Source organism: Neorhizobium sp. T25_13 (genome assembly GCF_002968675.1).
GTDB classification, from domain to species: domain Bacteria; phylum Pseudomonadota; class Alphaproteobacteria; order Rhizobiales; family Rhizobiaceae; genus Neorhizobium; species Neorhizobium tomejilense.
Genome location: NZ_PVBI01000008.1, coordinates 50,304 through 63,867, shown reverse-complemented (window position 1 = coordinate 63,867; position 13,564 = coordinate 50,304). Strand labels below are relative to the sequence as shown.

Here is a 13,564-nt window from a genome sequence, read left to right as displayed (position 1 = left end):
CTTCCACCGTAGTTGCTGCAATCGATCCGCTGGATCGATTGGCCCGGCTCCGCCGGCCCCCTCATCGCCTCGCGTCCGCTCGGCACTTCTCCCCGTGGGGGAGAAGAGGGAGGTGATGAACCCATGATCTCCATCGTCATCCGCCGAATCTTGAGCCTTGCCATCACGCTGCTCATCGTCTCGTTGCTGATCTTCACCGTCATGGACCTGCTGCCCGGCGATCCGGCGGCGATCATGCTCGGTACCTCGGCAAGCCCGGAAACGCTCGCGGCGCTGCAGAAACAGCTGGGTCTCGACCAGCCGCTCCCCGTCCGTTACCTCGCCTGGCTAGCCGGCGTCTTCCGGGGCGATCTCGGGCAGTCCTATACCTATGGCGTGCCGGTCGCGGGGCTGATCGGCGAACGGCTTGCGGTCACCCTGCCGCTGGCGCTGATCGCCATCGTGCTCTCGGTGACGATCGCCATCCCGCTCGGCGTTCAGGCGGCGCGCAAGCACAACGGGCCTTTTGATTTCGTCGCCGGATTGTTCTCCTATATCAGCATCGCGGTGCCGGCCTTCTGGGTCGGACTGCTGCTGATCATCCTGTTCTCCACCATGCTTGGCTGGATGCCGGCGGGCGGGTTTCCCGGCTGGGACGCAGGGTTTCTTGCCGGCCTCAAGGCGCTCCTCCTGCCGGCCGTGGCGCTCGCCCTGCCGCAGGCCGGCGTGCTGACGCGCGTGGCGCGGGCCGCGGTTCTGGAGGTGATGAACGAGGATTTCGTGCGCACCGCCCGCGCCAAGGGCCTGAGCGAGGGCATCGCCATCTGGCGGCACGCCGTCCCGAACGCGCTGGTGCCGGTGTTCACCATGCTCGGCCTGCAATTCACCTTCCTGATTGCCGGCGCGGTGCTGGTCGAGAACGTCTTCAACCTGCCGGGCCTCGGGCGGCTTGCCTATCAGGCGCTCTCCCAGCGCGACATCATCGTCATGCAGGATGTCGTGCTGTTCTTCTCGGCCCTGGTGATCCTGATGAATTTCCTGGTCGATCTCGCCTACCTGGTCGTCGATCCGCGCCTTAGGGCCGGTGCGCAATGAGGAAACTGCTTCGCCGCCCTGTCTTCCTCATCGGGCTCGTCATCACGCTGGCGCTGTTTGCCGTGGCGCTGCTGTCGCTCGTCTGGACGCCGTTCCCGCCGACGAAAATGAACATCGTCCACAAGCTCAAGGCACCACTCGATTTCGGCCTCCTCGGCACTGACCAGTTCGGCCGCGACGTAGCCTCGATGTTGATGGTCGGAGCCTGGAATTCGCTGTCGACCTCCATTCTCGCGGTGCTTCTCGGCGCGAGCGTCGGCACGGCCATCGGCGTCGTCGTCGCGATGCGGCGGGGCTGGCTGGAACTCGTCGTCATGCGTGGCTGCGACATCGTCTTCGCGGTTCCGCCAATCCTCTCGGCGATGATGCTCGGCGCCTTCATCGGCTCGGGCCGGTTCACGGCGATCATCGCCATCGGCGTGTTCATGGTGCCGGTCTTTGCGCGGCTCGCGCTCGGCGCTGCCCTGCAGATATGGACGCGGGATTATGTTACCGCCGCCGTCAGCATGGGCCGCCCGAAAGCCAAGATCACGCTCGTGCACGTGCTGCCGAACATCTCCAACCAGATCATCGTGCAGGTGACGATCCAGCTCGGCCTTGCGATCCTGACGGAAGCCGGCCTCTCCTTCCTCGGTCTCGGCATGCCGCCGCCAACGCCCACCTGGGGGCGGATGCTGGCCGACGCGCAGACGTTCCTCGGCCAGGCGCCGTGGCTGGCGCTGATGCCGGGGCTTGCCATCGCGCTTGCCGTGCTCGGCCTCAACATGCTCGGTGACGGCCTGCGCGACCTCCTCGATCCCCGAGACAATTCCTGATTTCGAAAAACGAAGATATTGCGATGAATGACCTCTTGAAACTGACGATACGCGAACTGCTCGATCTCTATTCGGCGAGGAAGCTCTCGCCATCGGAATACTGGCTGGCGGTCGAGGATCGTGTCGCCGCCTTCGAGCCGCATGTGCAGGCCCTCTATCTCTACGATCCGGACAGCGCCAGGGCGCAGGCCGCAGCCTCCACCGATCGCTGGATGAAGGGTGCGAGGCTTGGGCCCCTCGACGGCATTCCGGTGACGCTGAAGGAACTGATCGCCACCAAGGGGCAGCCGGTGCCGCTCGGGACCGCCGCGGTCGAACTGGTGCCGGCCACGGAAGACGCGCCCATCGCCGCGCGCATGAGGGAGGACGGCGCGGTGATCTTTGCCAAGACCACCTGCCCGGACTACGGCATGCTCTCCTCCGGCCTGTCGAGCTTCCATCAGCTCAGCCGCAATCCTTGGGATCTCACCCAGAACCCGGGCGGATCGAGCGCCGGCGCGTCGGCTGCAGGTGCCGCTGGTTTTGGCCCTCTGCATATCGGCACGGATATCGGCGGCTCGGTGCGCCTGCCGGCCGGCTGGACAGGGCTGTTCGGCTTCAAGCCGAGCCAGGGCCGTATCCCGGTCGATCCTTATTATGTCGGCCGTTGCGCGGGGCCGATGACCCGCACCGTCGAAGATGCCGCCTTCTCCATGGCGACGCTGTCGCGTCCCGACTGGCGCGACGGCACCTCACTGCCGCCCAACGATTTCGACTGGCTGGATTTCGACATCGACGTCAAGGGTTTGAAGATCGGCCTGATGCTCGACGCCGGCATCGGCCTTGCCGTGGAGGACGAGGTCCGCGATGCGGTCGTGGCCGCCGCCAAACGCTTCGAGGAGGCGGGGGCGGTCATCATCCCCGTCGAACCGGTCATGAACCGCATCATGCTCGACGGGCTAGACAGTTTCTGGCGCTCGCGGTTCTGGGGCGATATCGAGAAAATGCCGGAAGAGCGTCGGGCGCTGATCCTCCCCTATATCTACCAGTGGGCGGAGGGCGGCACTTACATTTCCGGCGTCGAGGCGGTGCGCGGCTTCAACCAGACGATCGAGATGCGCAAAGCCTGCGGAAAGCTGTTCACGACCGTCGATGCAGTGATTTCGCCGACCAATCCGATTGTTTCCTATCCGGCCGAGTGGGCCTCGCCGACCAACGATCCGGCTTTGCCCTTCGAACATATCGGCTTCACCGTACCGTGGAACATGTCGGAACAACCGGCCTCGTCGATCAACTGCGGTTTTTCGAAATCCGGCATGCCGATCGGCCTGCAGATCGTTGGTCCGCGCTATGACGACCTGCTCGTGCTGAAACTCTCCAGGGCCTTCGAACAATGGACCGGGGGCGTTTCCGCCTGGCCCGAGCCGCCGGCCCCTTAAGTTTTCCAAACCTTCCGGGAGATTTCCGCTTCGGTGCAACCGCGCCGGGGAACAATCGCGCCTTTGCAGCGTTCAACGGCGGCGACAAGAACCGTGAAGTGAGTGGCGTGCGCCGCTCGCTTGGGGGGACCGATCCCGTTCCACGTTTCCGACGCCGTTTGATTCTGCGCAAAGCCTTCCGCGGCGCGCATCCTCTAAGGTCCGCAAAACAGGAGATCCGATATGCCCGCAGCCAACCCCACGACCGACTTCGCCCGCAACGGCACCGGCCAGAATTCGTCAGCCAGCAAGGATGTCGAAGCCCAGATCCAGCAACTCCGTGACGATATCGCAGCGCTTACACGCAGCGTTGCCGCGGTCGGCACCGAGAAGGCCAGCGAATACAAGGGCAAGGCTCGTCGCGTCGCTGGCGACGCCGCCGATGCCTCGATGCAGATGGTGGAAGCTGCGCGCGATCAGGCACTGTCGATGGAAAGGGACCTGGAGCGTCAGATCCGCTCCAACCCTATCCAGGCCGTCGCCATCGCCGCCGGCGTCGGTTTCCTGTTCGCGCTGCTGACGCGCCGCTGATGATGGCAGGACTTGGTCCCCTGTTGGCTTCGCTCGCCGCGATGGATGTCGCGGCGTTTACGCGCAGGCTCAAAAGAAACGCGGCCCTCTACGCGCTGGTGCTGCTTTTCCTGCTGACCGCCTACGGGCTGCTGGTGGCGGCGCTCGCCGTCTATCTCGCCGGCATATGGGGGGCGTCGATGGCGTTGCTGGCAGTCGCCGGCGGCGCGCTTGTGCTGGCACTCGCCGTCTATCTGTGGGCCGTGATCGCCAACGGTGCCGAACAGCGCCGCAAACGGGAAGCGGCAGCCTCCAACAGTTCCAAGGCGCTGATGATGACGGCGGCTCTGACGGCATTGCCGTTGCTCGTCAAATCCCGCCCTCTTCTGCTCGTCGCGGCGGTCGCCGGTCTCGGCTTCCTCGCCACCAAAACCATGGGCGCTTCGAGCCGCCAAGATTCCGAGCCGGCCGAGTAGCGGATTTTTCGGCCGCCCGACCTATCCCCGACCCGATCAATGGCCGCCTGCCTCGCGCGGGCGGCCATATTCCGCGCTGTGCTGGGCCTGCTCTCGACGAAAGAGGGGGCTTTGTGGGCAATGGCAGGCGGTTTGCGACCGCCCTGTGTCTTTTGTAAATGACCGGGCGTTCTTTCGGTGGTCTAGCCGATTTTCGTTGTCGAATCTCGGGCGGACTTAATTGTTGCGAATCCTCGTTGTCGATCGGGAGTTCCTGGTGGCCATGGAAGTGGAAACCGTTCTCACCGAGGTGCTTGCCTGCGAGGTTAAGGTCGCCACGCCGCGCACTTATGCAATGGATCTGGAGCAAGGCCTGTTCGACGTCGTCGTGATAGATTTTGCCCTGATCCGTGGGGAGAGTGAGGATGCGGCGCTTCGGTTGAGAGCCTGCGGGGCCGGACTGGTTTTTACCACGCTCAGCGTCGAGGATATGGATGGCCTGAAGGGCTGGGACGGAATAACCGTCGTCGCAAAACCGTTCGACGACCACCACCTCGTCGACGCCGTCAAAAACGCCGCCCGGATGTGAGCGGCGTCTTCGCAAGTCTGGAAGATTAGCTGCCGAAGGCGCGGGAGGTGATCGCCGCGTCGCCTGCGTCCGGGCCGTAATCGCCCTCGCCGGAGACGCCCAGCAGCTCCTGGAGGCGGGTGCGGGCGCGGCTGACGCGGCTCTTGATCGTGCCGACGGCGCAGCCGCAGATGGCAGCCGCTTCCTCATAGGCAAAACCGGCAGCGCCCACGAGGATGATCGCTTCGCGCTGATCGTCGGGCAGCTTGTCGAGGGCCTTGCGGAAATCCTGCAGGTCGAGCCTGCCGTACTGTTCCGGATGGACAGAAAACCGCTCGCTGAACAGGCCATCGCTATCCTGCACCTCGCGTCCGCGCTTTCGCATCTGGCTGTAGAATTCGTTGCGCAGGATGGTGAACAGCCAGGCCCGCATGTTGGTGCCGGCAGTGAAGCTGGTCTGGTTGGCCCAGGCTTTCATGATCGTATCCTGCACAAGGTCGTCGGCCTTGTCGTGACGGCCCGTCAGGGATACGGCGAATGCACGCAGATTGGGCAGCGACGCGAGAAGGTCGCGCTTGAAGCCGCGATCGTCGATCTCGTCTTCCTTACTCATTTTGCGTTCACCGGCTTAGCGTTCTTCTCTGCCTGTTCCAGGCGTTCGAGAAGATCGAGGAAACGATCCGGAATACCTTCTTCCTGTACTGCGTCGTAGAAGTCCCGTAACTTGCGGGATATGGATGCATTCGGCGGCACCGCTCCGGGTCGGACTTCATGGGGCTGGATTGCTGTCATCTCTTCTTTTTTTCTATTGTCGTCGTCACTCATCACGCGGGCAGCCTGTTGCGATATCGTCGGGCAGAAGAATTCCTGGCGGCAAAAAAAGTTCCACTCTTGCGGAACTTTTTTTCCAGGCCCACGTTCATAACAGGTCAATTGCCCACTGGGCACCGAGGGAGATTTTGTATGTCACTCACCACACGCGTTGCGTCTCACCTTCCATATCTGCGTCGGTATGCTCGCGCCGTCACCGGATCACAGACCTCAGGAGACGCCTATGTTGCCGCGGTCCTGGAAGCGTTGATCGCAGACGTTTCGATATTCCCCGAAACGTCCAAGGACCGTGTCTCGCTCTATAAACTCTTTGTTACAATTTTTGGTTCCACGAACATTGAGATTCGCCCCATCGAATCGCCGTTCGCCTGGGAGCAGCGCGCGGCAGCCAATCTCTCGATGCTTCCCTCTCAGTCGCGGCATGCCTTTCTGCTGGTCTCGGTCGAAGGTTTCAGCATCGAGGAAGCCGCCGAAGTCCTCGAAGTCAGCACTGCCGAGGTGAACCGCCTGCTCGAAGACGCGACCCGCGAAATCTCGCGGCAGGTGGCAACCGACATCATGATCATCGAGGACGAGCCGCTGATCGCGCTCGATATCGAGCAGATGGTGCAGGATCTCGGCCACCGCGTCACGGGCATCGCGCGCACCCACAAGGAAGCGGTATCGCTCTTCCAGTCTTCGCACCCGAAAATGGTGCTGGCCGACATCCAGCTTGCCGACGGCAGCTCCGGGATCGACGCGGTCAACGAAATCCTGAAGTCTTCGAGCGTGCCGGTGATCTTCATCACCGCCTTCCCGGAACGGCTTCTCACCGGAGAACGCCCGGAACCGGCCTTCCTGGTCACCAAGCCGTTCAATCCGGACATGGTGAAGGCCTTGATCAGCCAGGCGCTGTTCTTCAACGAAGCCGTCAGGGCCGCCGCTTGATCCCATCGGCGGCAGTCGGGCCGGCAGGCCGGAACAATATACAACAGGTGGGCGTTCTGGCGCATCCGAAGAGGAAAACCCATGTTGTATTATGCTCTTGTCTGCCTGCTCGTGGCGATCGTCACCGGTGCGCTTGGCTTCAGCGGCATCGCGGGAACGGCAACCGGTCTCGCCCAGCTCCTGTTTTTCCTCTTTCTCGCACTGCTGCTGATATCGCTGGTCGTCGGGTTGTTCCGGCGCGTTTGACGTCCTATAAAAGGCGGATAATCATGCTCATAAATGCGGGTATCCATGCGTTCGGCAGGCGCCCAGTTTTCCCAGCTAGCCCGCGGACGGAGTGAGGAATTTGGTGCATCCCCTGACATGGCAGCAGGCTGGTCAGAGTGATGACAAGTTACGTGAATTTTTCATGCCGGCACTGGTGGATCTCGGCGCCAGCATCATGATCCAGGACGCCGGCCGGAACTACCTCTTCGTCACGCATCTTCCGGAGGTCTGGGCTGTCGAGCATGTCAGGACACCCACAGATGTCAGCCTGTTCGGCGAGGAGGTCGGGGCAAAGCTCGCGACCCTCAAGGACGGCATGACGGAAGCCGGGCGCAAGGGCCATATCGAGATTACCATCGGCACCGAGCAGATTTACGAGTTCCGGGTCCAGACGGTGGAATTCTCCAATGGCGGCCTGCATTTCGTCACCACGATCATCGACCGTTCCGAGGAGCGTCACCGCGAGCGGCTGTTGCGCGCGCTGCTGCGCGAGGTCAGCCACCGCTCCAAGAACCTGCTCGCCATCATCCAGAGCATCGCGCTGCAGACGGCCCGTTATTCGGGCTCGCTGGAATTGTTTCTGCACAAGTTCCGGGGGCGGCTCTATTCCCTTTCGCAGAGCCAGGACCTGATCACCGATTCCAGCTGGCGCGGCGCCTATTTCTTCGAACTGGTGCAGCAGCAGACGGAAAAATACCTGCCCGAGAACAAGCATCTGGTGCGTGTCCACGGCGACAATATTCTTCTGACGCCGAACGCTTCGCTGCATATCGGACTGGCGCTGCATGAGCTGATCGTCAACGCGGTCAGCCACGGCTCGCTTTTGCGCAGCGGCAGGGTGATCAACGTCACCTGCACCCGTATGCATCTCAACGGCCATGACTCGCTCGAGATGATCTGGGACGAGGTGCTGGACGCCAGCCGGAGTCCCGAAGATACCGAGGACTCGCTGAAAGCGCATTTCGGCAGCACCGTGCTGGAACGTGTCGTTCCGGCCTCCGTCAACGGCAAGGCGCAATACGTCATCTCCAGCGACCGCATCAGCTACCGGCTGGTCTTCCCGCTGGAGAGCGGCGGGGACTGAAAGAGAGTCGGTAGTGATTGGTCGTTAGTGAGTAGCTTTCGATTCCACCCGAGACGAAAGCATTTGCCAAAATCCGGCTCCATCGTAACGATTACTACCCACCAAACTGAGCTGGCCCGGTTCCGTTTGACGGAGCCGAGCCAGTTCGTCTCTTCGAGGGGGATTGAAGAGTATGTCCGAAGGCTTTGTAGGGCGGGGGACGGGGGGTTGCCTTCGAACACTCATATAACGAGCGCCCTGGAAATAGGTTCCGGCGGTTCGAAACTTTTTTCTAAGTTTTTTTAGGGGCTGTTTTGGGCTGGGGCCGAATGAAAAATGGCGGCTTTGCAGCCGCCATTCGGATCGAGCCGGTGCCGCAAGATCAGTGCTTGAGTGCCCTCGGGTCGAGCGCGTCGCGGATAGCGTCTCCCATGTAGTTGACGCTGAGCACCGTGGCGGAGATTGCCAGTCCCGGCCACAAAACGCGCGAAGGCGTGAGTTGCAGGAAGTTGGCCCCGTCGAACAAAAGCCGTCCCCAGGTCGGAAAGTCCGAGGGAAAGCCGAGACCGAGGAAGCTCAGCGCCGATTCAGTGATGATCGCCGAAGCGATGCCCAATGTCGCGGAAACCATGATCGAGCTTAGCACGTTCGGCAGGATGTGCTTGAGGATGATCCGATATTCCCGCATGCCGCTCGATTTCGCCGCCAGGATGAATTCCTGACTTTTGACGGCCAGCACGTCGCCGCGCACGATGCGGGCGGTGTGCATCCAGCTGGTGATCCCGATCACGAAGACGATCAGGATGAAGATGCCGGTTTCGGGCCCGAATGCAGCCCGCAGCGTATCGCGGAACAGCATCAGGATGACGAGCAGCAGCGGCAGCAGCGGCAAGGCCAGGAACAGGTCGGTGATGCGCATCAGCGGCCCGTCGAGCCTGCGGATATAGCCGGAAACCACTCCGACCAGCGTCCCGAGGAAGAGCGCCAGCAGCATGGCCGTGATGCCGACCGCAAGCGAGATGCGGCCGCCGGCGAGCACCTGGGCAAGCATGTCCTTGCCCAGGTTGTCGGTACCGAACGGATGAGCCAGGGACGGCCATTGGTTCTTGTCGCGGATGTTGATGGCGTTCGGGGCCACGCGGTGGATATACGGGCCGACGAAGACCGCCAGGACTATGAAGGTAAAGACGATAAGCCCGACGACGCCGCCTCTATGGGCACGGAACTGGCGCCAGATGTCTGCGAGGGCCGATCGGGTGGGAGTTGCCGCCTTGGCGGGCGGCGCGGTTGCGATGGTCGCATCAGTCATAACGGATCCTCGGGTCAAGAATGCCGTAGAGCACATCGGCGATAAGGTTGAAGAGCACGATCAGCACCGCGAAGATGAAGGTCAGGGTCTGGACGAGCGGGATATCGGCCCCCTGGACGGCGATGATCAGAAGTTGGCCGAGGCCATTCACGCGAAAGATCTGCTCGGTGATGATGGCGCCCGAAAAGATCGTCGGCACGCCGAGCGCGATCACGGTGACGACCGGGATCAGGCTGTTGCGCAAAACGTGGATGAGCAGAACCGACTTTTCCTTGACGCCCTTGGCTCGCGCCGTGCGCACGTAGTCCTGGTGCAGGTTGTCCAGCATCGAGGCCCGCACGAAGCGGGTGATCTGCGACGCGTTGAAGAGCGACAGCACCGCCACCGGCAAGGCCATCTGCTTGATCTGCTGGACGAAGCTCGAGAAGTCGGTAACGACAAGGTTGGTATCATAGACCGACGGGAACCATTGTAGATACGAGGAGAAGATCACCACCAGCAGCACGCCGGTGAAGAAGGTCGGTACCGAATAACCGACCATCGACACGAATGTGCCGATCTGGTCGAAGATCGAATACTGCTTATAGGCGGAGATGACGCCAATCGGAACGGCGATCAACACTCCGAACACATAGGCGAGACCGACGACCCACAGCGTCTGGGGCAGGCGCTGGACAATCAGGTCGACCACCGGGCTTCTGGTCGCCCAGGAAAGCACCCGCATGCGGTTCCCGTCGCCGAACTGCCAACCGGTCATGCGTTCGATGATGTTGAGTGGTTCGTTGATGAAGAATTGCTGCAGCCAATAGAGGTAGCGGAAGAAGAATGGCTGATCGAGGCCGAGCGATGCACGGATCTGTTCGCGGACCTCCGGCGGGATCGTCAACGGCAGGTCGCCGGTGGGATCGTTGGGTGCAAGATCAAGCAGCGCGAAAATGACGAAGCTGATAATCAGCAGCGTCGGGATTGCGAAGAGCAATCGCCGCAAAGTGTATGTGAACATGCATAAGTCTCCAGACTAGCACGGAGAAGAAAATGCGGGCGCCGGGCCTGCCTCAGGGGCAGGCCCGGCGATCGGCATTACTTCGCGCGCGACCAGTCGGCGACGTTCCACAGTTCGCTATCCCACGCATTCATCTTTACGCCGGCGAGCTTGAGAGAATGCGAGGAGACGCTGCCGCGGTGGACGAGCGGGATATGCGCGCCTTCCTCGGTCAGCATGTCGTTGAGCTGCTTGGCAAGCGTTGAGCGCTTATCGAGCTCGGCGGTCTTCGAAAGCTCGCCGAGCAGCTTGTCATAGGCCGGGTTGCAGTAACGCGGAATGTTCTGGCCCTGCCAGCCGTTCGCCGGGCTAGGCACCTTGTCGCACAGCCATTCTGCGAGATACTTTTCCGGGTCGGTGCCGTCGAAGTTGTTGGTGTACATTTCGACGTCGGCATAGAACTTCTGGAAGGTGTCCGGGCTTGCCGGATCGCCGCCGAAGAAGACCGAGGCGCTGGCATTGCGCAATTCGGCGCCGACGCCGATCTGCGACCACATGTCCTTCACCAGTTCCTGGGTCGCCTGGCGAACCGAGTTGGTGGAGGTGGCGTAGAGGTAGGAGAGCTTCACGCCGTTCTTGGCGCGGATGCCATCCGGGCCCTTCTTCCAGCCGGCATCGTCAAGCAGCTTGTTGGCGGCGGCGATGTCCTGCTTCAGGCACCAGCTGTCGTTCTTGGTGGAAGCGACTGCTGCCGGTGCGGGCACGATGTTGCAGGTCGCCTTGCCGGCTGCGCCGTAACCGGCCTCGACGATGATGTCGCGGTCGATGGCAAGCGAAAGTGCGCGGCGGACTGCCGGGTCGGAGAGCGACGGATGCGGGCCAGCGTCCTTGGTGGAGCGCTTTGCGCCAAGCGACGGATCGGCATTATAGTGGTTGAGGTTGATACGTTCGACCTGCGTGCCGAAGGACGTCACCAACTTGCCCTTGCCGGCGGCAACCATCTTGGCGAGGATTTCCGGCTCTACCTGCATGTTCCAGGCATAGTCATATTCGCCGGTCTCGAGAACGGCGCGCGCGGCCGACGCAGCATCACCGCCACCCTTGAGGGTGACCGACGCGAAGGCCGGCTTTGCCGCATCGCGGTAGTTCGTGTTGGCGGTCAGCGTGATGACGTCGTTCGGCTTGAATTCCTTGACGACGAAAGGACCGGTGCCGATCGGGCCGAAATTGGCCGAGGTGCAGCCCGGGGCCTTGGCGCCGACGCAGTTTTCGAACTGCTTCTTCTGGATGACCGGCGACTGCGCGCCGACGAAGGCGCTGTAGGGATAGGGCTTCGGTTCGGTGAATGTGATCTTGACCGTCTGCGGATCGGGCGCCTCGACGCTCTTGACGCCCTCGTACTGGGCGGCCTGGGCGCAACCGCCGTCCGGCGCGATGCAGTATTTCCAGGTGAAGATGACGTCGTCAGCCGTAAAAGGCGTGCCGTCCGACCACTTGACCCCTGGCTTGATCTTCCAGGTCATGCTCATCAGGTCCTTGGCGACGCCACCGTTTTCGACGGTCGGAATCTCGGTGACCAGCGTCGGCACGAGCCCGCCCTTTTCGTCGTAGCGGGCGAGCGGTTCGATCACCATCGAGGACGCGTAGACTTCCTTGGTGCCGCCGGAGAGGTAGGGGTTCATTGTCGAAACGGCCTGCCAGAACAGGATCTTCAGATCCCCGTCAGTGCCGGGGGCCGCGTAGGCGGCCGAGCCTGCGAAGGCCAGGGCGGCTACTGTGCCGGCCAGAAGAAGTTTGAGGTTTTTCATGCTGCTATTCCCCTTATCGTTCTCTTATGAGTTGTGGTTGGGCATGCCGGTCAAGCCGGCTTTTTATGCCTCGGGACTGCGAAGTCGCCTTCCTCAACTTATTGACTTCGCAGCGTATTTCTTGTCCGTTCCTCCTCCGAAACTACTTCAAGAACAAGTTTCATCCTGCTGCTTTTGGCGAGCATGATCAAATTTTGAGCCATCTAAGCATAGGCCTATTTTCCGTTCAAGCCGGAAAATTGAAGCTTGCAAAATCGTGTCTTCGCGTCGCAATATCCGCTCCGACCAGAGTGGGAAACAGCAAGAAAACAATGAGGTCTACGTAATGCCAGTCATCAATCGCGTCGCGGAAATGCAGGATCAGGTCGCCGAATGGCGGCGCCATCTTCACGAGAATCCGGAGCTGCTCTACGACGTTCACGAGACCTCGAAATTCGTCGCCGAGAAGCTGAAGGCATTCGGTTGCGACGTCGTCGAGACCGGCATCGGCAGGACCGGCGTCGTCGGCATCATCAAGGGCAGCCAGGGCGATGGTCCGGTGATCGGTTTCCGCGCCGACATGGACGCGCTGCCGATCCTCGAAACCTCCGGCAAACCCTGGGCTTCCAAGACGCCCGGCAAGGCGCATTCCTGCGGCCATGACGGCCATACCGCCATGCTGCTCGGCGCGGCTCAATACCTTGCCGAGACCCGCAATTTCAAAGGTTCGGTCGCGGTGATTTTCCAGCCGGCGGAAGAGGGCGGCGCGGGCGCGCTGGCGATGATCAACGACGGCATGATGGAGAAGTTCGGCATCAAGGAAGTCTACGGCATGCATAACGAGCCGCGCCTCCCGGTCGGCAGTTTCGCCACCCGCAAGGGCGGCATCATGGCGGCGGCCGACACGTTCGAGATCACCGTCCACGGCCGCGGCAGCCATGCCGCGCAGCCGCACAATTCGATCGATCCGATCCTGATCTCCTCGCATATCGTGCTGGCGCTGCAGTCGATCGTCTCACGCGAGACCGACCCCCTGAAGTCGCTCGTCGTCACCGTCGCCTCGATCCATGGCGGCGAGGCCAGCAACGTCATCCCCGCCTATGTCAAGATGGCCGGAACGGTGCGCACACTGCTGCCGGAAACCCGCGATTTTGCCGAGAAACGCCTGAGCGAAGTGGCGCAATCGACCGCGATCGCCCATGGCGCGACGGCCGATATCATGTATCGCCGCGGTTATCCGGTCACCTTCAACCACGACAACGAGACGGATTTCGCGGTCGAGGTCGCGGCCAAGGTTGCCGGTCCCAAGGCCGTGCAGACCGGCATGGCGCCGCATATGGGTGCCGAAGATTTTTCCTACATGCTGGAGAAGCGCCCGGGCGCCTTCATCTTCATCGGCAATGGCGATACCGCCAGCCTCCACAACGCAGCCTACGATTTCAACGACGAAGCAATTCCCTTTGGCGTCAGCTACTGGGTCACGCTCGCCGAAACCGCGCTCGCCGCCTGATCCGAAGGA

Annotated in this window: 15 protein-coding genes; 10 read left to right on the top strand and 5 right to left on the bottom strand. The window is 61.9% G+C overall.

Translation table 11 applies throughout. The features are described 5' to 3' along the window. The first annotated feature begins 123 nt into the window (after positions 1-123). The 6 genes from C5J22_RS19470 to C5J22_RS19445 all read left to right on the top strand — a co-directional run bounded on the left by C5J22_RS19470 (position 124) and on the right by C5J22_RS19445 (position 4,900). Positions 124-1,074 (top strand): ABC transporter permease, encoded by a 951-nt coding sequence (locus C5J22_RS19470; RefSeq protein WP_105439564.1) that lies wholly within the window; start codon positions 124-126, stop codon positions 1,072-1,074. Beyond that, positions 1,071-1,889 carry an ABC transporter permease gene (locus C5J22_RS19465; RefSeq protein WP_105439563.1) on the top strand — a complete coding sequence of 273 codons (819 nt, stop codon included), beginning with the start codon at positions 1,071-1,073 and terminating at the stop codon, positions 1,887-1,889. The genes C5J22_RS19470 and C5J22_RS19465 overlap by 4 nt, the downstream gene beginning before the upstream one ends. Positions 1,890-1,912: 23 nt before the next feature. Continuing rightward, positions 1,913-3,307: an amidase gene (locus tag C5J22_RS19460; RefSeq protein WP_105439562.1), complete on the top strand. Its 1,395-nt coding sequence runs from the start codon at positions 1,913-1,915 to the stop codon at positions 3,305-3,307. A 222-nt stretch (positions 3,308-3,529) separates the two neighbouring features. Then, entirely contained in the window at positions 3,530-3,877 is a 348-nt protein-coding gene (locus C5J22_RS19455; RefSeq protein ID WP_105439561.1) for a YqjD family protein, read from the top strand. Between the two features lie 23 nt (positions 3,878-3,900). Next, positions 3,901-4,332 (top strand): hypothetical protein, encoded by a 432-nt coding sequence (locus tag C5J22_RS19450; protein WP_105439560.1) that lies wholly within the window; start codon positions 3,901-3,903, stop codon positions 4,330-4,332. 256 nt (positions 4,333-4,588) lie between these two features. Beyond that, positions 4,589-4,900 (top strand): hypothetical protein, encoded by a 312-nt coding sequence (locus tag C5J22_RS19445; protein ID WP_172746711.1) that lies wholly within the window; start codon positions 4,589-4,591, stop codon positions 4,898-4,900. 25 nt (positions 4,901-4,925) lie between these two features. Here the strand turns inward: C5J22_RS19445 and C5J22_RS19440 are convergent, their stop codons facing one another. Together C5J22_RS19440 and C5J22_RS19435 are read right to left on the bottom strand one after the other, a co-directional pair. Then, a complete protein-coding gene (locus tag C5J22_RS19440; RefSeq protein WP_037077490.1) occupies positions 4,926-5,492 on the bottom strand; it encodes an RNA polymerase sigma factor in 567 nt (188 codons plus the stop codon). After that, positions 5,489-5,671, bottom strand: a complete 183-nt coding sequence (locus C5J22_RS19435) for a NepR family anti-sigma factor (protein WP_105400872.1) — start codon at positions 5,669-5,671, stop codon at positions 5,489-5,491. The genes C5J22_RS19440 and C5J22_RS19435 overlap by 4 nt, the downstream gene beginning before the upstream one ends. Positions 5,672-5,842: 171 nt before the next feature. Between C5J22_RS19435 and C5J22_RS19430 the strand changes: the two genes are divergently transcribed. The 3 genes from C5J22_RS19430 to C5J22_RS19420 all read left to right on the top strand — a co-directional run bounded on the left by C5J22_RS19430 (position 5,843) and on the right by C5J22_RS19420 (position 7,988). After that, a complete protein-coding gene (locus C5J22_RS19430) occupies positions 5,843-6,637 on the top strand; it encodes a response regulator (RefSeq protein ID WP_105400062.1) in 795 nt (264 codons plus the stop codon). 81 nt (positions 6,638-6,718) lie between these two features. Further along, a complete protein-coding gene (locus C5J22_RS19425; protein WP_105400063.1) occupies positions 6,719-6,883 on the top strand; it encodes a DUF1328 domain-containing protein in 165 nt (54 codons plus the stop codon). Positions 6,884-7,046: 163 nt separating this feature from the next. Beyond that, positions 7,047-7,988, top strand: a complete 942-nt coding sequence (locus tag C5J22_RS19420) for a sensor histidine kinase (protein WP_245437366.1) — start codon at positions 7,047-7,049, stop codon at positions 7,986-7,988. Positions 7,989-8,349: 361 nt separating this feature from the next. On the opposite strand, the gene C5J22_RS19415 is transcribed toward C5J22_RS19420, so the two are convergent. The 3 genes from C5J22_RS19415 to C5J22_RS19405 all read right to left on the bottom strand — a co-directional run bounded on the left by C5J22_RS19415 (position 8,350) and on the right by C5J22_RS19405 (position 12,066). Continuing rightward, positions 8,350-9,276, bottom strand: coding sequence for an ABC transporter permease (locus tag C5J22_RS19415; RefSeq protein WP_046668344.1), 927 nt, complete (start codon positions 9,274-9,276; stop codon positions 8,350-8,352). Then, positions 9,269-10,279, bottom strand: coding sequence for an ABC transporter permease (locus C5J22_RS19410; RefSeq protein ID WP_046634464.1), 1,011 nt, complete (start codon positions 10,277-10,279; stop codon positions 9,269-9,271). The genes C5J22_RS19415 and C5J22_RS19410 overlap by 8 nt, the downstream gene beginning before the upstream one ends. A 77-nt stretch (positions 10,280-10,356) precedes the next feature. Further along, a complete protein-coding gene (locus C5J22_RS19405; RefSeq protein ID WP_105439558.1) occupies positions 10,357-12,066 on the bottom strand; it encodes a peptide ABC transporter substrate-binding protein in 1,710 nt (569 codons plus the stop codon). Between the two features lie 325 nt (positions 12,067-12,391). On the opposite strand from C5J22_RS19405, the gene C5J22_RS19400 reads away from it, so the two are divergent. Beyond that, positions 12,392-13,555, top strand: a complete 1,164-nt coding sequence (locus tag C5J22_RS19400) for a M20 aminoacylase family protein (RefSeq protein ID WP_105439557.1) — start codon at positions 12,392-12,394, stop codon at positions 13,553-13,555. The last annotated feature ends 9 nt before the right edge of the window (positions 13,556-13,564 follow it).

Bases quoted from the DNA above. Each gene is read 5' to 3' on its own strand.
- C5J22_RS19415 (WP_046668344.1), bottom strand. From the start codon at position 9,276: ATGACTGATGCGACCATCGCAACCGCGCCGCCCGCCAAGGCGGCAACT.
- C5J22_RS19420 (WP_245437366.1), top strand. From the start codon at position 7,047: ATGCCGGCACTGGTGGATCTCGGCGCCAGCATCATGATCCAGGACGCC.
- C5J22_RS19470 (WP_105439564.1), top strand. From the start codon at position 124: ATGATCTCCATCGTCATCCGCCGAATCTTGAGCCTTGCCATCACGCTG.
- C5J22_RS19440 (WP_037077490.1), bottom strand. From the start codon at position 5,492: ATGAGTAAGGAAGACGAGATCGACGATCGCGGCTTCAAGCGCGACCTT.
- C5J22_RS19460 (WP_105439562.1), top strand. From the start codon at position 1,913: ATGAATGACCTCTTGAAACTGACGATACGCGAACTGCTCGATCTCTAT.
- C5J22_RS19405 (WP_105439558.1), bottom strand. From the start codon at position 12,066: ATGAAAAACCTCAAACTTCTTCTGGCCGGCACAGTAGCCGCCCTGGCC.
- C5J22_RS19400 (WP_105439557.1), top strand. From the start codon at position 12,392: ATGCCAGTCATCAATCGCGTCGCGGAAATGCAGGATCAGGTCGCCGAA.
- C5J22_RS19435 (WP_105400872.1), bottom strand. From the start codon at position 5,671: ATGACAGCAATCCAGCCCCATGAAGTCCGACCCGGAGCGGTGCCGCCG.
- C5J22_RS19410 (WP_046634464.1), bottom strand. From the start codon at position 10,279: ATGTTCACATACACTTTGCGGCGATTGCTCTTCGCAATCCCGACGCTG.
- C5J22_RS19430 (WP_105400062.1), top strand. From the start codon at position 5,843: ATGTCACTCACCACACGCGTTGCGTCTCACCTTCCATATCTGCGTCGG.
- C5J22_RS19465 (WP_105439563.1), top strand. From the start codon at position 1,071: ATGAGGAAACTGCTTCGCCGCCCTGTCTTCCTCATCGGGCTCGTCATC.
- C5J22_RS19425 (WP_105400063.1), top strand. From the start codon at position 6,719: ATGTTGTATTATGCTCTTGTCTGCCTGCTCGTGGCGATCGTCACCGGT.
- C5J22_RS19455 (WP_105439561.1), top strand. From the start codon at position 3,530: ATGCCCGCAGCCAACCCCACGACCGACTTCGCCCGCAACGGCACCGGC.